This window comes from Kocuria arenosa (assembly GCF_042879215.1).
GTDB lineage: Bacteria > Actinomycetota > Actinomycetes > Actinomycetales > Micrococcaceae > Kocuria > Kocuria arenosa.
Map to the genome: position 1 here is coordinate 1 of NZ_JBHZTA010000002.1, position 17,636 is coordinate 17,636.

The following is a 17,636-nucleotide window of genomic DNA, read 5'->3' on the forward strand; positions in this document are numbered from 1 at the left end:
AAGAACGAGTCCATGCCGAAGGTCCGGGCCTCGTCGGGGACGATGGGCACGATCCGGTGGCCGAACTCCTTCTCCCGCAGGAGGTCCTTCAGGATCCGCACGAAGGCCATGGTGGTGGCGGCCATCTGCTTGCCGGAGCCCTTCTTCGCGGACTTGTACGCGGCGTCGGTCGGCAGCGCGATCTCGTGCTGCTCGTGCGGGCGGTCCGGGACGAAGCCGCCGAGCTCCTTCCGGCGCTCGAGCAGGTACTTGACCTCGGGCGAGTCCTTGCCGGGGTGGTAGTACGGGGCGCCGTAGAGGTCGCTCTCCAGCTCCTCGTCCGAGATGGGGATGCGCAGGTGGTCGCGGAAGGCCTTGAGGTCCTCCAGGGTGAGCTTCTTCATCTGGTGGGTCGCGTTGCGCGCCTCGAAGTGGCTGCCCAGGCCGTAGCCCTTGACGCCCTGCGCCAGGACCACGGTCGGCTGGCCCTCGTGCTCGGTCGCGGCCTTGTAGGCGGCGTAGACCTTCTGGTAGTCGTGCGCGCCGCGCTTGAGCTCCCAGATCTCGTCGTCGGTCATGTCCGCGACGAGCTCCTTGGTGGCCGGGGACTTGCCGAAGAAGTGGTCGCGGATGAATCCGCCGGACTCGGCCTTGAAGGTCTGGAAGTCGCCGTCCAGGGTCTCGTTCATGATCCGGACCAGCTCGCCGTCCTCGTCCTTGGCGAGCAGCTGGTCCCACTCGCGGCCCCAGAGGACCTTCACGACGTTCCAGCCGGCGCCGCGGAAGAAGGCCTCCAGCTCCTGGACGATCTTGCCGTTGCCGCGCACCGGCCCGTCCAGTCGCTGCAGGTTGCAGTTGATCACGAAGGTGAGGTTGTCCAGCTTGTCATTGGCGGCCAGCTGGAGGAGGCCGCGCGACTCCGGCTCGTCCATCTCGCCGTCGCCCAGGAACGCCCACACGTGCTGGTCGGAGGTGTCCTTGATGCCGCGGTTGTGCAGGTAGCGGTTGAACTGCGCCTGGTAGATCGCGTTCATCGGGCCGATGCCCATGGACACGGTCGGGAACTGCCAGAAGTCCGGCATCGAGCGCGGGTGCGGGTAGGAGGGCAGACCGTTCGGGGCCTTCGTCTTCTCCTGCCGGAACCCGTCGAGCTGCTCCTCGGTGAGCCGGCCCTCGAGATAGGCGCGCGCGTAGTTGCCGGGGGCCGAGTGGCCCTGCCAGAACACCTGGTCGCCGCCGCCGGGGTGGTCCGGGCCGCGGAAGAAGTGGTTGAGGCCCACTTCGTAGAGGGTCGCCACGCCGGCGTAGGAGGAGATGTGCCCGCCCACCCCGATCTCCGGGCGCTGGGCCCGGTGCACCATCACGGCGGCGTTCCAGCGCAGGAACGCGCGGTAGCGCCGCTCGATCTCCTCGTCACCGGGGAACTCCGGCTCCTGGTCCACCGGGATCGAGTTCACGTAGTCGGTGGTGGTGACCATCGGCACGCCCACGCTCTTCGCGCCGGCGTGCTGGAGGAGGGCGCGCATGACGTACTGCGCGCGCTCCGTGCCCTGCGTCTCGATCAGGCCCTCGAAGGACTCGATCCACTCCCGGGTCTCCTCGGTGTCGGAGTCCTTCAGGTTGTTGGTCAAGCCACTCAGGATGTGGTGGTTGCTGGATGAAGGCACGTTCAACCTCTCTTCGTCGAGTTGCCCGACGGAACCCGGGCGGGTGCGCGCGCGAGGACGCGGCCGGGTCGTCCGACAGTCTCAAAATACCCGTTGCCCGTTCCGCTGTCCGGACGCCACCCGGAACGGGTGGACGTCCGGGAACCGGCCCGTCGTGCGGATCGCGCCGCCGGGGCTGTCTCGGGCGTACGGAGTGTCTGTTGGGACCATGCTTCCACACCCGGGGCGGGCCGTCACACGGCGCGTCGCCCCACGATTCGGAGGCGCTCACCGTGCGGGAGCTTGAAAGACTTCCTGATCCGGTGTTGTCTGGACGGTGAAGCCGGTATCCGGCCCGCCACCGTGCCCCCGCGGTCCGCCGACGGGCAGGCGGAGCCCAGCACCGGTACGCAGTGCGCGGTCGTCGTTCGTCGGCCCGATCCCAGAAGGAGCAAGAACAGTGAGCGAGGCCAAGACCACCGCGGGTGACGCGGTAGTCCAGCTCGGTTTCAAGGATGGCGACTACATCCAGGAGTTCGGATACGACGAGGACGTCGACCTCGACCTGAGGGACGGCATCGAGGAAGTGATCGGGACGGACCTGCTCGACGAGGACGACCAGGAGGTCGTCGACGCCGTGCTCCTCTGGTTCCGCGAGGGCGACGGCGACCTCGTCGACACGCTGGTGGACGTCACCACCACCCTGGACGACGGCGGCGTGGTGTGGGTGCTGACCCCCAAGGCCGGGCGCGACGGCTATGTGCCGCCCGCAGAGGTCCAGGAGGCCGCGCCGACGGCGGGTCTGCACGTGACCACCACCGCACGCGTCAGCGCGGACTGGGCCGCGACCCGGCTCATGCCCAAGCGCAACGTCTGACCGGCCGTCACGGACCCCACCGGAGGAGACCACGCATGCTCGAGATCGGCACCCCCGCCCCGGACTTCACCCTCAAGAACCAGTTCGGCGAACCGGTCACCCTGAGCGCCCTCCGCGGCCGCCCCGTGGCGATCGTCTTCTACCCGTTCGCCTTCTCCGGGGTGTGCACCGGCGAGCTGTGCCGGCTCCAGGACAGCCTCTCCGTGTTCGACGACGCCGGGGTGAAGCTGCTCGCGGTGTCCGTGGACTCGAAGTACACGCTGCGGGCGTTCGCCCGGGAGGAGTCCTTCGACTTCGACCTGCTCTCCGACTTCTGGCCCCACGGGGAGGTGGCCCAGCGCTACGGGGTGTTCGACCCGGTGGCCGGTCTCGCGGAGCGGGCCACCTTCGTGCTGGACGCGGAGGGTGTCGTCGTCGACGCCTTCGGGGCCGAGCGCGGCGCGCCGCGGGAGCTCGAGGCCTACCGCACCGCCCTCAGCAAGCTGCACGGCTGAGCCCGGCCGGCCCGGTCCCGAAACGAGCAGCGATGTCCACCGTCCGCGCCGGCTACGGCGCTCCTGTGCACCCGGACCAGTTCCCCGACCCCGACGCCGCCGGGCTCGAGGCCGGACTGGCCGAGGCGGCCGCGCTGCTGGGCGGCCGGCGGACGGCCGTCCTGACGGGCGCGGGCATCAGCACCGACTCCGGGATCCCGGACTACCGGGGCCCCGGCTCCACCCCGCGCACCCCCATGACCTTCGACGAGTTCATGGGCAGCGCCGCCATGCGCAGCCACTACTGGGCGCGCAACCAGTACGGATGGCGCCACCTGGCCCGCGCCCGCCCCAACCCCGGGCACGCGGCCCTCGCCCGTCTCGAGGAGTCGGGGTGCGTGACGGGCCTGGTCACCCAGAACATCGACCGACTGCACCAGGCCGCGGGCTCCCTCAACGTCGTGGACCTGCACGGGCGCTACACGCAGGTCGGGTGCATGCGCTGCGCCACCCTCATCCCCCGGGCCGTGCTCTCCGACCTGTTCGACGCGCTCAACCCCGGCTTCTACGACTCGATCTCGTCCCCGGACGACATCGAGTTCGCCCCGGACGCCGACGCCGTGGTGCCGCGCACGGCGGGGTTCCGGGTGCCGGACTGCCCGGTCTGCGGCGGGGTCCTGAAGCCCGACGTCGTGTTCTTCGGGGAGAACGCGCCCCGGCACCGGGTGCTGCGCGCGCTGCGCATGGTGGAGGCCGCCGACGCCCTGCTGGTCGTGGGCTCGTCCCTGACCGTGAACTCGGGGCGCCGCTTTGTCCGCCACGCCGTGCGCGCCGACGTGCCGGTGGTCATCGTCAACCACGGGCGCACCCGGGGCGACGCCGCGGCACGGCTGAAGGTCGACGCGTCCGCGACCGACTTCCTGGTGGGGCTCGAGCGGCGACTCGCCCGGCCGTAGGACGGACCGGTGGATATGGTGAACGTCACGCCGGAGGGGGCCTGCCCCCGGTCGGCACCGATCCGTCACGGCGGGTAGCCTGTTCGGGAACCGGGTGCCGGCGGTTGCGGAAACCGCCCACCCGGTTGTCAGGGTCTTTAGCTCAGCTGGTAGAGCGCCACGCTTACACCGTGGATGTCATCGGTTCGATCCCGGTAGGACCCACCACGACCCTGCCGTGCCCCCCACGGGATCCGGCGCGGAGCGCGGTCAGCGGAAGTACACCTGCTTGTTCCCGGACCGGGTGCAGAGGACCACGACGGTGCCCAGGCGATCCGCCTTCCGGGCCCGCGTCGTGTAGCTGGAGGCCGTGCCCCCGCACAGCCGCGACGCGCCCTCGCTGACCTGGGTGATCGTCCCCTCGTCGAGCACCACTTTGGTGCCGAGGACCAGGTCCACCCTGCCGTCGGCGGCCGCCGCCGGTGCGAGTCCGGCGCCCCACCACAGGGCGGCAGCGGCCACAGCGCCCGTCAGTGCTCTCTTCCACGCGTCCATCCCGGCCCCCCCGGCTCGTCGTGCTCCAGCACTAATGTAAATGTAGGGCCCCCGGTGGGCGAGCGGCGATTGTGACGGAGGTCGTCCTCCGGCCGTCGCCGTCGTCCTGCCCCCTCCCTCCTCCCCGGCGAGCCGCGGCAACCAGTGCGCACCGGACGAAGCCCCCGCCCGGAGTTTGTAGGCTGGGGGCATGGCAGCAGAACAGAAAGCTCAGATCGGGGTCACCGGCCTCGCGGTCATGGGCGCCAACCTCGCCCGCAACTTCGCCCGGCACGGTTACACCGTCGCCCTCCACAACCGCTCCGTCGAGAAGACCGACGCCCTGCTCGACGCCCACGGCGACGAGGGGACGTTCATCCGCACGGAGACCCTGCAGGAACTCGTGGACGCCCTCGAGACCCCCCGCCGCATCCTCGTGATGGTCAAGGCCGGCGCCCCCGTGGACGCCGTCATCGAGCAGCTCGTGCCGCTGCTCGAGAAGGACGACATCATCATCGACGGCGGCAACTCGTACTTCCAGGACACCCGGCGCCGCGAGCGCGAGCTCGCCGAGAAGGGCCTGGACTTCGTGGGCATCGGCGTCTCGGGCGGTGAGGAGGGCGCCCTGCTCGGGCCCTCCATCATGCCCGGCGGCCCCCGCAAGTCCTACGACTCCCTCGGCCCCCTCCTCGAGGACATCGCCGCCAAGGCGGAGGACGGCACGCCGTGCTGCGCCTGGATCGACACGGACGGCGCCGGCCACTTCGTGAAGATGGTGCACAACGGCATCGAGTACGCCGACATGCAGGTCATCGGCGAGGCGCACGAGCTGCTGCGCTCCGTCGCCGGGCTCGAGCCGGCCGAGCAGGCCGACGTCTTCGAGCAGTGGAACCGCACCGAGCTGGCCTCCTACCTCATCGAGATCACCGCCCACGTGCTGCGCCAGGTCGACGCGCGCACGGACCAGCCCCTCATCGACGTGATCGTCGACGCCGCGGGGCAGAAGGGCACCGGCCGCTGGACCGTCCAGGAGGCTCTCGAGCTCGGCTCCCCGGTCACCGCGATCGCCGAGTCGGTCTTCGCCCGGGCGCTGTCCTCCGCCGAGCCGGAGATGCGCCTCGAGGCGCAGCGCGTGCTGCCCGCCGGCATCGGGGGCACCACCGAGGACGTCGTGCACGACCCCGGGTTCGTGGAGGACGTGCGCAAGGCCCTCTACGCCTCGAAGCTGGTCAGCTACGCCCAGGGCCTCGACATGCTCACCATGGCCGGCCGGGAGTACGGCTGGGACCTGGACCTCGCGACCATCGCGGGCCTGTGGCGGGAGGGCTGCATCATCCGGGCCGAGCTGCTCGAGGTCATCATGGAGGCGTACAAGGGGGACAAGCAGCCGCTGAACCTGCTGTTCGCACCCGAGTTCGTCGCCGCCGTCGAGGAGGCCCTGCCGTCCTGGCGGCGCGTCGTGGCCCGGGCCGTGGAGCGCGGCATCCCCGCGCCGGTGTTCGCCACCACGCTGAACTACTACGACTCGCTGCGCCGGCCCCGGCTCAACGCGGCCCTGACGCAGGGGCTGCGCGACTTCTTCGGCGCGCACACCTACCGGCGCGTCGACGACGCCGAGGGCGTCTACCACACCCTGTGGAGCGGGGACCGCTCCGAGGTCGTCTCCTAGCCGGGACCCCTCACGACGACGCCGGCCGGCCGCCCCCCAGCACGGGGGCGGCCGGCCGGCGTCGTCGCGGGGACGACCACCGGGCGGCTCACGGCGCGTCGAGGAAGGACCGGACGTCGGCGCCCAGCCGGCGGTCCGTCGCCGTGCCCAGGTGGCCCTTCGTCCGGTACAGCGCCAGCCGGCCCTGCGGGGCGGCCTCGGCCGTCTCCGAGAAGAGCGCGGGCCCGTAGAAGCGGTCGCGCCCGCCCCCGACCACGAGCAGCGGACAGGCGAGTCCGGGGAGCCGGCTCCCGGCGTCGAAGGCGTCCTCCGCGGCGATGGTCGCCAGCACGTCGGGGTCCGCCCCCGCCGTCCAGGGGCCCAGGACCCAGCCCAGGGCGCCGAGCAGGCGGCCGGTCAGGGGGCGTGCGGCCAGGTGCGGCATGAGGAGTGCGCCGGCGCTCCGGGGGCGGTGTGCGGCCAGCAGACGGGCGTACTCCCTCTGGGCCGCGCGGCCCGTCGGGCCCAGCCGGCAGGCGCCGGCGACGAGCACGAGCCGGCGGACGCACTCGGGGTGGTCCAGGGCGAGCTGGAGTGCCACGCTGCCACCGGTGGACACGCCGACCACGTCGACCGGTTCCGCGAACAGCTCGTGCAGCACGTCGGCGTAGTCCGTGGCCAGGTCGGTCATGGTCGCACCGGCGGGGAGGCCGTGGCGCCTGGTGATCCACCAGACGGTGCGGCTCGCGGCGAACGGGCGCACCTGGCCGAGCTCGAGCGCCAGTTCGATGCCCTCGGGGACCCGGTGGTGTCCGCTGAGTCCCGGGAGGAGGACGAGAGGCGGCCCGGAGCCGGCACAGAAGTACGGCAGGCCCGGCCCGAGGCAGCCGCTGCGCGTGACAGCGGAGCGCCCGCGGGGGCGGCTCACCGACGTCTCCGCGCGGCGGAAGGAATCCTGTGGTCATCGAGCTGTGCCATGTGCGCACCCCCCCGGCCCAGGGTGGACCGGGACGCGGGAGTCCGTCAACAGCGGGAGGCGCGGGCGACCTGCGGAGGGATGGAGCGGGACGGGCTCAGATCCACATCGCGGGGTCGATGTAGGTGGAGGGGTCCACGAGCGGCTGCTGCTTCTCGGGGGTGCGCGGGCGGACCTTGCCGGGGATTCCGGTGACGATCGAGTCCTCCGGCACGTCCTTGACCACCACGGCGTTGGCGCCCACGGCGGAGTCGGCACCGATCTCCACGGGGCCCAGGATCTTCGCGCCGGCGCCGATCACCACACGGTCGCCCACGGTCGGGTGCCGCTTGACCTTCTCCAGCGAGCGCCCGCCCAGGGTCACGCCGTGGTAGATCATCACGTCCTCGCCGATCTCCGCGGTCTCACCGATGACCACGCCCATGCCGTGATCGATGAAGAAGCGGCGCCCGATGGTCGCGCCCGGGTGGATCTCCACGCCCGTGAGGAAGCGGCCCAGCTGGGAGACCGTGCGGGCCAGCAGCCGCCGGTCGGGGTGCTGCCACAGCCGGTGGGACAGGCGGTGCACCCAGATCGCGTGCAGACCCGAGTAGTTGAGGGCGATCTCCACCCGAGAGCGCGCGGCCGGGTCGTGCGTCCGGGCCGTCTGCAGGTCCTCGGCGAGTCTGCTCCAAAAACTCACGGTCTTCCTCTGTTCTTCCGGGTGCTGGGTCCTGTCCCGCCGGGACCGGCAGGACGTGATGTGGGGCGCGGACGGGAACGACCCGCCCACCACCGGGGGCAACGTCACCGGCAGGCGGCGCTATTCCCGGCGGGGACGGGTCGTGGGCCCGTGGCGCGGCTCAGCCCCGGATGTCCTCGTAGAGGAGGGTGGAGATGTAGCGCTCGCCGAAGTCGCACACGATCGCCACGATCAGCTTGTCCCGGTTCTCCTCCTTGGCGGCCTCCTGGAGGGCGGCCCACACGATGGCTCCCGAGGAGATCCCGCCGAGGATGCCCTCCTTGGTGCCGAGCTCGCGGGCGACCCGCACGGAGTCCTCGACGGTGACGTCGTAGACGTCGTCGTAGATCGTACGGTCGAGGTTGTCGGGGATGAAGTTCGCCCCCAGGCCCTGGATCTTGTGAGGGCCGGCCTTGCCCTCGGTGAGCAGCGGCGAGTCGGCCGGCTCGACGACGACGAGGCGCACGTCCGGCTTCTGCTCGCGCAGGTAGCGGCCCGCGCCCGTGATGGTGCCACCGGTGCCCACGCCGGAGACGAACACGGCGACCTCGCCGTCGGTGTCCTCCCAGATCTCCGGGCCGGTGGTCGCGTAGTGGATCGCCGGGTTGGCCTCGTTGGCGAACTGCTTGGCCAGGACGGCGTTCTCGGTGCTGTCGACGATCTCCTGGGCCTTCTCGACGGCGCCGCGCATGCCCTCCGCGCCCGGGGTGAGCACGATCTGGGCGCCGTAGGCGCGGAGCATGACCCGGCGCTCCGTGGACATGGTCTCGGGCATGGTCAGGATGACCTTGTAGCCGCGGGCGGCGCCGACCATGGCCAGGGCGATGCCGGTGTTGCCGGAGGTGCCCTCGACGATCGTGCCGCCCGGCTTCAGCTGCCCGGACTTCTCGGCGGCGTCGATGATGGCCACGCCGATGCGGTCCTTGACGGAGTGGGCCGGGTTGTAGAACTCCAGCTTCACGGCGACGTTGCCGGGCAGGCCCTCGTCGAGCCGGTTCAGGTGGACGAGCGGGGTGCGGCCCACGATCTCGGTGACGTCGTTGTAGATCTTCGGCATGTGCGTACCTCGGTTTCTGCGTGGTCGGTTCTCTGTCGGATCTGGGTGGTGCTCGGGTGGTGCTGTGGCCGCCGGCGCTCTGGGGGGCCCGCGGCGGCGCGGTCCTAGCTCAGCCTAGCCAGGCACCGCAACTGCTACTACGCGGTAAGCCACGCGGAGTAACCTTTCCGGACCTTCGCCAGCTTGGGGTTGATGATCACCTGGCAGTAGCCGTTCCAGGGCTGCTGGGCGTAGAAGTCCTGGTGCTCCGGCTCGGCCTCCCAGAACGGTCCCAGCGGTTCCAGCGTCGTGACGATCGGCTGGTCCCACGCCGGCTGGGCCCGCCGGATCGACTGCTCGAACAGCTCCCGCTGCGCCTCGTCGGCCCAGAACATGGCGGAGCGGTACTGGGTGCCCACGTCGTAGCCCTGCCGGTTGAGGGTGGTGGGGTCGTGACCGGTGAAGAACAGGTCGAGGATCACGTCCGCCGGCACGACCGACGGGTCGAAGGTCACGGCGACCGCCTCGGCGTGCCCGGTCGTGCCCGAGCACACCGCGTAGTAGTCGGCGCGCCCGGGGTCGCCGCCGGTGTACCCGGAGACCACGGACGTGACTCCCCGGGTGATCCGGTAGACGGCGTCGAGGCACCAGAAGCACCCGCCCGCGAGCACGAAGGTCACGGGTGCGGCGGGGTCCTCGGCGGAGGGGCGTGGAGCGGGGGCAGGGCGTGCGTCGTCGTGCGCGGAGAAGGCCATGACCCGTACAACACCGCGCGGCCCGCATCATTCCCGCGTCCGGCACGGGACCCTCCGTGCCGGCCTCGGCGGCCGGTGCGCGACGGACTCCTAGACTGGGGCGCATGAGCGAGCAGAGCACGTCCCCGCCCGGGCCCGCCCCCTCCCTGTCGGAGGTGCTCGAGACCGTCGAGCAGCTGTGGCCCCTGCGCCTGCAGGAGCCCTGGGACGCCAGCGGGCTCGTCACCGGCCGCCCGGACCAGCCCGTGCGCCGGATCCTGTTCGCGGTGGACCCCGTGGCCGACGTCGTCGCCGAGGCCGTGTCCACCGGCGCCGACCTGCTGGTCACCCATCACCCCCTGCTCCTGCGCGGTGTGACCTCCGTGGCCGCCGACGGCTTCAAGGGCGCCGTGGTGCACGAGCTCATCGAGCACCGGTGCGCCCTGCTCGCCTGCCACACCAACGCGGACTCCGCCCCGGACGGCGTCTCGGACGCCGTGGCGCGGGCCGCCGGGCTCACGACGACGACGCCCCTCGCCCCCCACCCCGCCGATCCGGCCGTGGGCATCGGTCGGGTGGGGGACCTGGTGCGGCCCGTGCGCCTGCGGGAGCTGGCCCGGCGCCTGGCCGACGCCGTGCCGCCCACCGCCCACGGCGTGCGCGTGGCCGGGGACCCCGACGCCCTCGTCCGGCGCGTCGCGGTGTGCGGGGGAGCGGGGGACTCCCTCTTCGACGAGGTGCGGGCCGCCGGGGCCGACGTCTACGTGACCGCGGACCTTCGCCACCACCCCGCGTCCGAGGCGCGCGAGGCGGCGACGGGCCCCGGCGCCGGCGGCACCCCGTACCTCGTGGACCTCTCCCACTTCGCCAGCGAGTGGCTGTGGCTGCCCGTGGGCGCCGCCGCGCTGCGGCAGGCGCTCGCCGCACGCGGCCACGACGTCCGGGTCGAAGTCTCCGCACGGCGCTCCGACCCCTGGGACTTCCGCATCGACCACCCCGACCACGACCACCCCTCCCGTCCCGTCCACGACCCCGCCGCCGACCCCGCCGCACCGACCGCAGGAGGACCCGCATGAGCACCGCCACGCCCGAGCAGCAACGAGCCCTGCTGGAGCTCGAGCGCGTCGACGCTCGGCTGCGCCGGATCGCCGCCCGGATCGCCGAGCTGAAGACCGACCCCGAGGTCGCCGCCGCGCTGCAGCTCCGGGCCCGGGCGATCGCCACCGCCAAGGAGCTCGACTCCGGCGAGCAGGGGATCCGCGCCCGGCTGGCCGCCGCCGAGCAGAAGGTCGCCCGCGTCCAGGCCTCGATCGAGAAGGACCGCCGGCGCCTCGAGCAGGGCGGCTCCGCCAAGGACCTCATGGGCCTGCAGCACGAGATCGACACCCGCACCCGGCAGCTGGCCGAGGCGGAGGAGGCGGAGCTGGAGGTCATGCAGGAGCTCGAGGACGCTGTCGCCCACCGCGCCCGCATCACGCCGCGGCTCAAGGAGGCCGACGCGGAGGCGCGCCGTCGCGTCGAGGCCCGGGACGCGGAGGGCCGGGCCCTGACGGCCGAGCGGGGCGAGCTGGCCGGCACGCGCACCGCCGCCGCGGAGGGCGTGGGGCATCCCGGGCTGCTGGCGCGGTACGAGAAGATCCGGACCGGGCGCGGCACCGAGCGGCCGGCGGCCGCGGAACTGCGGGGCACCGCGTGCGGGTCCTGCGGAACGGCGCTCAGCCCCACGGACGCCGCGACGTTCCGGGCGGCCGCCGCGGACGAGGTGCTCACGTGCCCCGAGTGCGGGGTGGTCCTCGTCCGCTCCTGAAGCCTCCCGGGTCCGTCTGACGCCGGAGTGGCGCCGGAGGGCGCCGGGAGGGGAGCGGGGGACAGGCCGGCCTGTAAGCCGGGTTCTGTGCACACGGCCGGTCACCCGTGCCGTGCTGGTGACCATCCATCTAGGCCCACCGTTGCCGGTGGGCTCGAGCGGCCTACCCGGGTGCTCGGACGAGCAGCCCTCGGACGCACCCTGTCTGGCCTTGCTCCGGATGGGGTTTACCGAGCCGCGCCGGTCACCCGGCGCGCTGGTGGTCTCTTACACCACCTTTTCACCCTGACCCGCCGCCCGGACGGGCCGGGGGCGGGCGGTCTGTTCTCTGTGGCACTTTCCTGCGGGTCTCCCCGAGTGGGCGTTGCCCACCATCCTGCTCTGCGGAGCCCGGACTTTCCTCGCGCCGCGGCAACCGGAGCTGCGCGGCCCGCGGTCACCCGGCCGACCTGTCCGCCGTCCATCCTACCCGCCGGACCGGGGTGCCCGGACCGGCCCGCGGTGCGTCCCGACCGGCCGTCGGTGTCACTCGAACGGTCGCCGACATGCCCGCAGCCGGCCCCGCCGGCAGGTCCCGCCGGTGCGTACCGCTGCCCCCGCGGGACCACTAGACTTCTGCGGGTGCTGATCCTCCTCCCGCCCTCCGAGACCAAGACCGCCCCAGGCGCCGGGGCGCCCGTCGACCCCGCCGTCCTGTCCTTCCCCGGGCTCGCGGCCGCCCGGGAGCAGGTGCTCGCCGAGCTGGCGGCGACGAGCGCCCGCGCGGACGCGCTCGAGGTGCTGGGCGTGGGGGAGCGGCTGCGCGGGGAGGTCGAGCGCAACACCCGCCTGGGCAGGGAGCCCGCCGCACCGGCCCTCAGCGTCTACACCGGGGTGCTCTACGACGCCCTCGACCCGGCCGGGATGACCGGGGCGCAGCGGACCGCCGCGGCGGCCTCCCTCGTCGTCGTCTCGGCGCTGTGGGGCGCGGTGCGCCCCGACGACCGGATCCCGGCCTACCGGCTGTCCATGGGCGCCGAGCTGCCCGGGCTCGGCCGGCTCGCGGCCCACTGGAAGCGCCACCTGCCCGCGGTGCTGGAGCCGGCGGCCGGGAACGGGCTCGTCGTGGACTGCCGGTCGGCCGCCTACGCGGCGGCGTGGCGCGGCCCGCGCGAGCGGACGGTGGGGGTGAAGGTGGTCCGGGAACGGCACGGGAGGCGCCAGGTCGTGTCCCACATGGCCAAGCACACCCGCGGCCTGCTCGCCCGGCACCTCGTGGAGCGCGCCGCCGAGGGCGAGCGCCCGGAGTCTCCGCAGGAGCTGCTCTCGGCGGCGCAGGAGCGCTGGCACGCCGAGCTGACGGAGCCCACCGCCCGCTCGGCGGGCGAGCTCGTCGTCGTGCGCACCGAGGACTGAGCCCGGGGCGGGCGCCGGGTCCGGTGCGCGCCGGCCGCTCAGTGGCCGAACGGGTCCTCGTCGACGCCGGGGGTCCAGGTGTGGCCGCCACGGCCCCAGCCCTCGGCCCTGACCGCCTTGCGCGCCTTCCGGGACCACTTGTCGTTGAGCCGGTCCACGTAGAGCTTGCCGTCCAGGTGGTCGTACTCGTGCTGCATGACGCGGGCGAACCACCCGGTGGCCTCGAAGTCCACCGGCCGGCCGGCCACGTCGAAGCCGGCGACCCGGACCCAGTCCGCCCGCTTCAGCGGCCAGCTGTAGCCGGGCACGGACAGGCAGCCCTCGGACTCCTCGTCCGGATCCGGTGCGTCCTGCGAGATCTTGCCCGGGGTCAGCACGGGGTTGACGAGGACGCCGCGCGGCGCCACGTCGTCGTCGTTCTGGAAGGTGTAGGTGAAGATCCGCAGCCCCACGCCGATCTGCGGGGCGGCGAGCCCCACGCCGTGGGCGGCGTCCATGGTCTCGTACATGTCCTCGACGAGGGCGCGCAGCTCGTCGTCGAACTGCGCCACCTTGGCGGCGGGGCGGTGGAGGACGGGATCGCCGGTGATCACCACGGGGCGGACGGCCATGACGCACTTCCTTCGACTTGCCGGGGCCTGCGCCCCTTCGAACCGGACCGGGAACGACGAAAGGCCGTCCCGAGTCCTCGGGACGGCCTTTCACAGTGGGTGAGCGACGGGGGTTGAACCCGCGACCTCCTGGACCACAACCAGGCGCTCTGCCGAACTGAGCTACGCCCACCATGAACGCCCGCCGGAAGACCGTGCTTCCGCTGGGCAACGCATACGAGTGTACCGCATTCCCGGAGCGCCCCGGACCACGTCGGCCCGCCCGGCTTGCGGGGCGGACGTGGTCCGGCGCCGGGCGGAGGACTCAGGCGCCCGTGCGGGAGGCGGAGATCTCCGCGGCGATGCCCTTCGCGGTCGCCGAGTCCGGCCCCGGCTCGGCGGCGAACACGGCGCGGCGGTAGTACCGCAGTTCGTCGATCGAGTCCCGGATGTCGCCCAGGGCCCGGTGGTTGCCGGTCTTCGGCGGGGCCTGGAAATAGGCGCGCGGGAACCACCGGCGGGAGAGCTCCTTGATGGTGGAGACGTCGATCACGCGGTAGTGCAGGTGCGCCACGAGCTCCGGCATGTCGCGCACCAGGAACGTGCGGTCCGTGCCCACCGAGTTCCCGCCCAGCGGCGCCCTGCCCGGCTCGGGCACCCACTCCTTGATGTAGGCGAGGACCTGCTCCTGCGCCTCCTCCATCGTCAGACCGGAAGGGAGCTCGTCGAGCAGCTTGGAGGAGGTGTGCATGTTCCGCACGAAGTCCCCCATCTGCGCCAGCGACGCCTCGCTTGGGCGGATCACGACGTCGACCCCCTCCCCGAGGACGTTGAGCTCGTCGTCGGTGACGAGCGCCGCGACCTCGATGAGGGCGTCCTCCTCGATGGACAGTCCCGTCATCTCGCAGTCGATCCACACTATGCGTCCGTTCGAAGTAGCCACCCGGACAATCTACCGTGCCGCCCCGACGCCGCCGGTCCCGGCCGGTCCCCACCGTGACCCGTCGGGGACTCCCGGAGGAGCCGGGGATAGTATCGGGTCGACCACGGGTCCGTGCTGCGCCCAGCAGGGGCGCCCGCAGCCACCGGACGGGCGCATCGGGAGAGCAGTGCAGACCACTTCCAGGACGCCGGCGCCGGGCGGGGGCGCCGACGGCGCCGAGCCGGCCGGGAGCCCCGGCAGTTCCGGGTACGACTCCGGCTCGCTGCCGCGGACCGTGCTCATGGGCACCCTCGGCTCCGTCATGCTGCTCGTCGGCTCGCTGGGCGTCGGCTGGCTCGCCTCCGTCTCCCCGCTGCGGCAGGCGCCGGTGATCATCGGCATGCGCTTCACGACCACCGGGGTGATCGTCTCCATCCTCCTGCTCGCCGTGGGCGGGATGCTCCTGACCCGCGAGTGGCTGCGGCTGGGGCAGAAGCTCAACCGGTGGGGGCCCGGCAGCGGCCGGTGGGTGCTCATCGCCATCGCCGCGTGGTCCGCCCCCATGCTCGTGACGATCCCCCTGTTCAGCCGGGACGTGTACTCCTACATCGGCCAGGGCAGGGTGATGGCCAACGGCCTGAACCCCTACGAGCACGGCGTCTCCACGATCGACAACTTCTTCCAGCTCGGGGCGGACCAGATGTGGTCGGAGTCCCCGCCGCCCTACGGACCGCTCTTCCTGTGGCTCGAGCAGTCCGTGGTGGCCGTCACCGGGGCCGACCCGGACGCGGCGGTGCTCTGGTTCCGGGGCATGTGCGTGCTCGCGGTGATCGCGTGCATGTGGCTGATCCCGCGGCTCGCACGGCTGCACGGCATCAACCCGGCGCGGGCCCTGTGGCTCAGTGTGGCGAACCCCCTCTTCCTCACCACCTTCATCGTCTCCGTGCACAACGACGCCATCATGATCGCCCTGGCCCTGGGCGGCACCTACGCGGCCGCCGTGCACCGCAACTGGAAGGGCGGCCTGCTCGGCACCACGCTGGTCACCCTGTCCGTGGCGATCAAGCCCATCACCCTCGTCTTCCTGCCCTTCATCGGCCTGCTGTGGGCGGGCAGGAGCGCCTCGTGGACCCGGCGCTTCGCGGTCTGGTTCCTGGTCCTCGCCTACTCGGTGGCCCTGCTCTGGCTGATGGGCGAGGTCAACGGCTTCGGCTTCGGCTGGGTCGCCGCCATGTCCACCCCCGGCACGGTGTCCATCTGGTACGCCCCGGTGGGCCTCGTCGGCCTGCTCGCCACCACCCTGGCCGCGGCCGTGGGCGCCGACTCGGGCCAGTGGCGGGAGGTGACCCACTCGGTCGGCCAGGCCCTCGCGGTGCCCGTCGTCCTCTGGTTGATGTTCGTGGGCCGGGACGAACGGATCATCCGCAGGCTGACCTGGGCGTTCGCCGCGATCGTGGTGTTCTCCCCGATCATCCAGGCCTGGTACGTGGTGTGGCTCATCCCCCTGTTCGCCGTCACGGGCATCCGCAGCGACTGGCAGGTCGACATCCTGTTCTTCCTCACCGTCTTCTTCATGATCTACGCCGTCTCCGACCAGCTCGACGTCTTCCCGTACCTCGACCTGGACCTCAGCTCCGGCCGGTTGATCGCGGCGGTCGTCGCCCTCTCCTACGGCGTGTACCTGTGGTTCATCGACCCGGCGACCAGACGGCTCTTCCGCGGCCGCTACCAGCCCCTCGTGCAGAGCGCCGTGATCTGAGGGACCGGTGCCGCCCCGGCGAGTTGGTAAACTCGACGGCGGCGCCCGGGACGCGGTCCCGGGCGGCCCGCCCCAGTAGCTCAGTGGATAGAGCAGGAGCCTTCTAATCTCTTGGTCGGGGGTTCGACTCCCTCCTGGGGCACCGCTGCGACCCCGCACCACCGGATCACCGCCGGTGGTGCGGGGTCGCCCCGTGTCCAGGACCACGTCGCCGGAGACCCACCGCACCTTCTCCGTCCCCCAGCGGCCCCCGAGGTCGCGAAAGTGTGGACAAGCACCACCCTGTGAATTCGCATACGTTAAGTAGCACATCGACAGGTGCAGCGATCCGGTCACCCGACGTCCGCGCCAGGGCGGACGGCGACCCGGGGGAGCACCTCGGCGACGATCTCGGCGGCAGCCCGCCGGGACGGCCGCAGTTCCCGGACGGGGTGCCCGGGGCGGCCACGGACCACGCGTCCGGATCCGATTCAGGGGGAGGAACCATGAGCGTCACCATCATCAGGCAGTGGACGGGCAGGGGGGCCCGTTACTACCACTACGACACGGTGGAGGAGGCCGCGGAGGACACCCGGGACTTCATCGTGCGGCACGTCGGCCCGGACATCGACCCGCAGCAGCTGGAGGCGATCACCCGGGGCGTCGTCGACCTGCACTGCATGCACCTCGACTTCCGGGAGGACTGCATCGTCGTGGAGCCGGGGCACGCCGCCTAGCCACGCGGGGCGCACCGTGGGCGGGCAGCGGTGCACGGCGCCGGGGCACGGGAGAGCGCCTCGGCGCCGACCGCCGCACCCGGCCCGGGGGCCGCACTGCACCGACACCACCGGTTCCCTGCCGTCGGGACGTCCCTGCCGACGCCCGCGGGGACGCCCCGCCGACCGGAGGAACGGCTACGGTCGGCGGGGCGTCCTGCGGAACCGGGGGAAACGGCTCCCGTTCCGGCGGGCCGGCCGCCGTGCGGGCCACGAGAAGTCGATCTCCGCTGCATCCACAGGCGCTCCCGCGCCGGTAGTAGGGGTGAGGACACCCGCGCAGGATGACTTCCGGCAGGCCGCCGCCTGCCAGGCCACTGCAACGAACATCGAGGTGAGTCCGATGGCCCGGATCCGACTCTGCCAGTGCGGCGCCCCACCCCTCTACGGTCCGTGGTGCTGGGCGTGCTCCCACGAGCAGGAGAGGCGCCGGGAGCCCCTCGCCGTCATCTCCTGGAACGCCGCCGACATCGACTGACGGGCGCTCGCGGACCGTGGCGCGGCCGAGCGGCGGTCGCACTGCACAGGACGCGGTCCCCGGACGCGCGGCCTGCTGCGGTCCACAACCGGGGCTTCCCCGCCGCGGCGGCCCCCGGTCCGGCAGGACGCTGGGTGCACCCCGCCACCGGGGCCAGCACCGGCCGGAACGGCCGCCGTCCAGAGGAGTTCCCGATGACCGAGCAGATCACCGTCCGCGGCTACGTCGCCACGGACCCCGAGTCCCGCAACCTGCCCGACGGCACCGTGGTGGTGACCTTCCGGCTCGCCTCCACCCCGCGCTGGTTCGACCAGCAGGCGGGTTCGTGGCGGGACGGGCACACGGACTGTGAGTCAACATAGTCTATGCTC

At 72.4% G+C, this 17,636-nt stretch carries 19 protein-coding genes, 3 tRNA genes and 1 other RNA gene; 13 read left to right on the top strand and 10 right to left on the bottom strand.

Going from position 1 to position 17,636, the window contains the following annotated elements; genetic code table 11:
- On the bottom strand, nucleotides 1–1,646 hold a 1,646-nt coding region (aceE, locus tag ACFYE3_RS03390), incomplete at its 3' end, for a pyruvate dehydrogenase (acetyl-transferring), homodimeric type (RefSeq protein WP_387806058.1).
- Nucleotides 1,647–2,085: 439 nt separating this feature from the next.
- Here aceE and ACFYE3_RS03395 point away from each other — a divergent pair.
- From ACFYE3_RS03395 to ACFYE3_RS03410, 4 genes are all read left to right on the top strand, one after another.
- On the top strand, nucleotides 2,086–2,502 hold the full coding sequence (locus ACFYE3_RS03395) for a DUF3052 domain-containing protein (protein WP_368831278.1): 417 nt from the start codon (nucleotides 2,086–2,088) through the stop codon (nucleotides 2,500–2,502).
- Between the two features lie 35 nt (nucleotides 2,503–2,537).
- A complete protein-coding gene (locus ACFYE3_RS03400; RefSeq protein ID WP_387606042.1) occupies nucleotides 2,538–2,996 on the top strand; it encodes a peroxiredoxin in 459 nt (152 codons plus the stop codon).
- Nucleotides 2,997–3,028: 32 nt separating this feature from the next.
- Nucleotides 3,029–3,931, top strand: a complete 903-nt coding sequence (locus ACFYE3_RS03405; RefSeq protein ID WP_387606045.1) for an NAD-dependent protein deacetylase — start codon at nucleotides 3,029–3,031, stop codon at nucleotides 3,929–3,931.
- 131 nt (nucleotides 3,932–4,062) lie between these two features.
- Nucleotides 4,063–4,138, top strand: a tRNA-Val gene (locus ACFYE3_RS03410).
- Between the two features lie 42 nt (nucleotides 4,139–4,180).
- On the opposite strand, the gene ACFYE3_RS03415 is transcribed toward ACFYE3_RS03410, so the two are convergent.
- Nucleotides 4,181–4,432, bottom strand: a complete 252-nt coding sequence (locus ACFYE3_RS03415; RefSeq protein WP_387606048.1) for a hypothetical protein — start codon at nucleotides 4,430–4,432, stop codon at nucleotides 4,181–4,183.
- Nucleotides 4,433–4,655: 223 nt separating this feature from the next.
- Between ACFYE3_RS03415 and gndA the strand changes: the two genes are divergently transcribed.
- Nucleotides 4,656–6,113, top strand: a complete 1,458-nt coding sequence (gndA, locus tag ACFYE3_RS03420) for an NADP-dependent phosphogluconate dehydrogenase (RefSeq protein WP_387606050.1) — start codon at nucleotides 4,656–4,658, stop codon at nucleotides 6,111–6,113.
- Between the two features lie 88 nt (nucleotides 6,114–6,201).
- Here the strand turns inward: gndA and ACFYE3_RS03425 are convergent, their stop codons facing one another.
- The 4 genes from ACFYE3_RS03425 to msrA form a co-directional block, all read right to left on the bottom strand.
- On the bottom strand, nucleotides 6,202–7,020 hold the full coding sequence (locus ACFYE3_RS03425; RefSeq protein WP_387606052.1) for an alpha/beta fold hydrolase: 819 nt from the start codon (nucleotides 7,018–7,020) through the stop codon (nucleotides 6,202–6,204).
- A 145-nt stretch (nucleotides 7,021–7,165) separates the two neighbouring features.
- Nucleotides 7,166–7,750, bottom strand: coding sequence for a serine O-acetyltransferase EpsC (gene epsC / locus ACFYE3_RS03430; RefSeq protein WP_368819927.1), 585 nt, complete (start codon nucleotides 7,748–7,750; stop codon nucleotides 7,166–7,168).
- 160 nt (nucleotides 7,751–7,910) lie between these two features.
- Entirely contained in the window at nucleotides 7,911–8,846 is a 936-nt protein-coding gene (gene cysK / locus ACFYE3_RS03435) for a cysteine synthase A (protein ID WP_368819928.1), read from the bottom strand.
- Between the two features lie 137 nt (nucleotides 8,847–8,983).
- Nucleotides 8,984–9,580 carry a peptide-methionine (S)-S-oxide reductase MsrA gene (msrA, locus tag ACFYE3_RS03440; protein ID WP_387606054.1) on the bottom strand — a complete coding sequence of 199 codons (597 nt, stop codon included), beginning with the start codon at nucleotides 9,578–9,580 and terminating at the stop codon, nucleotides 8,984–8,986.
- Nucleotides 9,581–9,684: 104 nt separating this feature from the next.
- On the opposite strand from msrA, the gene ACFYE3_RS03445 reads away from it, so the two are divergent.
- Together ACFYE3_RS03445 and ACFYE3_RS03450 are read left to right on the top strand one after the other, a co-directional pair.
- The gene (locus ACFYE3_RS03445; RefSeq protein WP_387606056.1) at nucleotides 9,685–10,635 is read left to right on the top strand and encodes a Nif3-like dinuclear metal center hexameric protein; all 951 of its coding nucleotides are present in this window, start codon (nucleotides 9,685–9,687) and stop codon (nucleotides 10,633–10,635) included.
- Nucleotides 10,632–11,366 (top strand): zinc ribbon domain-containing protein, encoded by a 735-nt coding sequence (locus ACFYE3_RS03450; RefSeq protein WP_387606058.1) that lies wholly within the window; start codon nucleotides 10,632–10,634, stop codon nucleotides 11,364–11,366. The genes ACFYE3_RS03445 and ACFYE3_RS03450 overlap by 4 nt, the downstream gene beginning before the upstream one ends.
- Before the next feature lie 58 nt (nucleotides 11,367–11,424).
- Here ACFYE3_RS03450 and rnpB read toward each other — a convergent pair.
- Nucleotides 11,425–11,818, bottom strand: an RNA gene (gene rnpB / locus ACFYE3_RS03455) — RNase P RNA component class A.
- Between the two features lie 169 nt (nucleotides 11,819–11,987).
- On the opposite strand from rnpB, the gene ACFYE3_RS03460 reads away from it, so the two are divergent.
- A complete protein-coding gene (locus tag ACFYE3_RS03460; RefSeq protein ID WP_387606061.1) occupies nucleotides 11,988–12,761 on the top strand; it encodes a YaaA family protein in 774 nt (257 codons plus the stop codon).
- A 38-nt stretch (nucleotides 12,762–12,799) separates the two neighbouring features.
- On the opposite strand, the gene def is transcribed toward ACFYE3_RS03460, so the two are convergent.
- From def to orn, 3 genes are all read right to left on the bottom strand, one after another.
- Nucleotides 12,800–13,372 carry a peptide deformylase gene (gene def / locus ACFYE3_RS03465; RefSeq protein ID WP_387606062.1) on the bottom strand — a complete coding sequence of 191 codons (573 nt, stop codon included), beginning with the start codon at nucleotides 13,370–13,372 and terminating at the stop codon, nucleotides 12,800–12,802.
- Nucleotides 13,373–13,470: 98 nt separating this feature from the next.
- Nucleotides 13,471–13,544, bottom strand: a tRNA-His gene (locus ACFYE3_RS03470).
- 132 nt (nucleotides 13,545–13,676) lie between these two features.
- Entirely contained in the window at nucleotides 13,677–14,294 is a 618-nt protein-coding gene (orn, locus tag ACFYE3_RS03475) for an oligoribonuclease (RefSeq protein ID WP_387606064.1), read from the bottom strand.
- A gap of 166 nt (nucleotides 14,295–14,460) precedes the next feature.
- Between orn and mptB the strand changes: the two genes are divergently transcribed.
- The 5 genes from mptB to ACFYE3_RS03500 all read left to right on the top strand — a co-directional run bounded on the left by mptB (nucleotide 14,461) and on the right by ACFYE3_RS03500 (nucleotide 17,627).
- Nucleotides 14,461–16,032 (top strand): polyprenol phosphomannose-dependent alpha 1,6 mannosyltransferase MptB, encoded by a 1,572-nt coding sequence (gene mptB, locus ACFYE3_RS03480; protein WP_387606067.1) that lies wholly within the window; start codon nucleotides 14,461–14,463, stop codon nucleotides 16,030–16,032.
- 69 nt (nucleotides 16,033–16,101) lie between these two features.
- Nucleotides 16,102–16,174, top strand: a tRNA-Arg gene (locus ACFYE3_RS03485).
- 343 nt (nucleotides 16,175–16,517) lie between these two features.
- On the top strand, nucleotides 16,518–16,748 hold the full coding sequence (locus ACFYE3_RS03490; protein WP_368819936.1) for a hypothetical protein: 231 nt from the start codon (nucleotides 16,518–16,520) through the stop codon (nucleotides 16,746–16,748).
- A gap of 382 nt (nucleotides 16,749–17,130) precedes the next feature.
- Nucleotides 17,131–17,265: a hypothetical protein gene (locus ACFYE3_RS03495; RefSeq protein WP_387606069.1), complete on the top strand. Its 135-nt coding sequence runs from the start codon at nucleotides 17,131–17,133 to the stop codon at nucleotides 17,263–17,265.
- A 194-nt stretch (nucleotides 17,266–17,459) separates the two neighbouring features.
- Nucleotides 17,460–17,627: a single-stranded DNA-binding protein gene (locus ACFYE3_RS03500; protein ID WP_387606071.1), complete on the top strand. Its 168-nt coding sequence runs from the start codon at nucleotides 17,460–17,462 to the stop codon at nucleotides 17,625–17,627.
- Nucleotides 17,628–17,636: the final 9 nt, after the last annotated feature.

Bases quoted from the DNA above. Each gene is read 5' to 3' on its own strand.
- ACFYE3_RS03450 (WP_387606058.1), top strand. From the start codon at position 10,632: ATGAGCACCGCCACGCCCGAGCAGCAACGAGCCCTGCTGGAGCTCGAG.
- msrA (WP_387606054.1), bottom strand. From the start codon at position 9,580: ATGGCCTTCTCCGCGCACGACGACGCACGCCCTGCCCCCGCTCCACGC.
- ACFYE3_RS03445 (WP_387606056.1), top strand. From the start codon at position 9,685: ATGAGCGAGCAGAGCACGTCCCCGCCCGGGCCCGCCCCCTCCCTGTCG.
- ACFYE3_RS03490 (WP_368819936.1), top strand. From the start codon at position 16,518: ATGAGCGTCACCATCATCAGGCAGTGGACGGGCAGGGGGGCCCGTTAC.
- ACFYE3_RS03495 (WP_387606069.1), top strand. From the start codon at position 17,131: ATGGCCCGGATCCGACTCTGCCAGTGCGGCGCCCCACCCCTCTACGGT.
- ACFYE3_RS03400 (WP_387606042.1), top strand. From the start codon at position 2,538: ATGCTCGAGATCGGCACCCCCGCCCCGGACTTCACCCTCAAGAACCAG.
- cysK (WP_368819928.1), bottom strand. From the start codon at position 8,846: ATGCCGAAGATCTACAACGACGTCACCGAGATCGTGGGCCGCACCCCG.
- ACFYE3_RS03405 (WP_387606045.1), top strand. From the start codon at position 3,029: ATGTCCACCGTCCGCGCCGGCTACGGCGCTCCTGTGCACCCGGACCAG.
- def (WP_387606062.1), bottom strand. From the start codon at position 13,372: ATGGCCGTCCGCCCCGTGGTGATCACCGGCGATCCCGTCCTCCACCGC.
- ACFYE3_RS03500 (WP_387606071.1), top strand. From the start codon at position 17,460: ATGACCGAGCAGATCACCGTCCGCGGCTACGTCGCCACGGACCCCGAG.
- gndA (WP_387606050.1), top strand. From the start codon at position 4,656: ATGGCAGCAGAACAGAAAGCTCAGATCGGGGTCACCGGCCTCGCGGTC.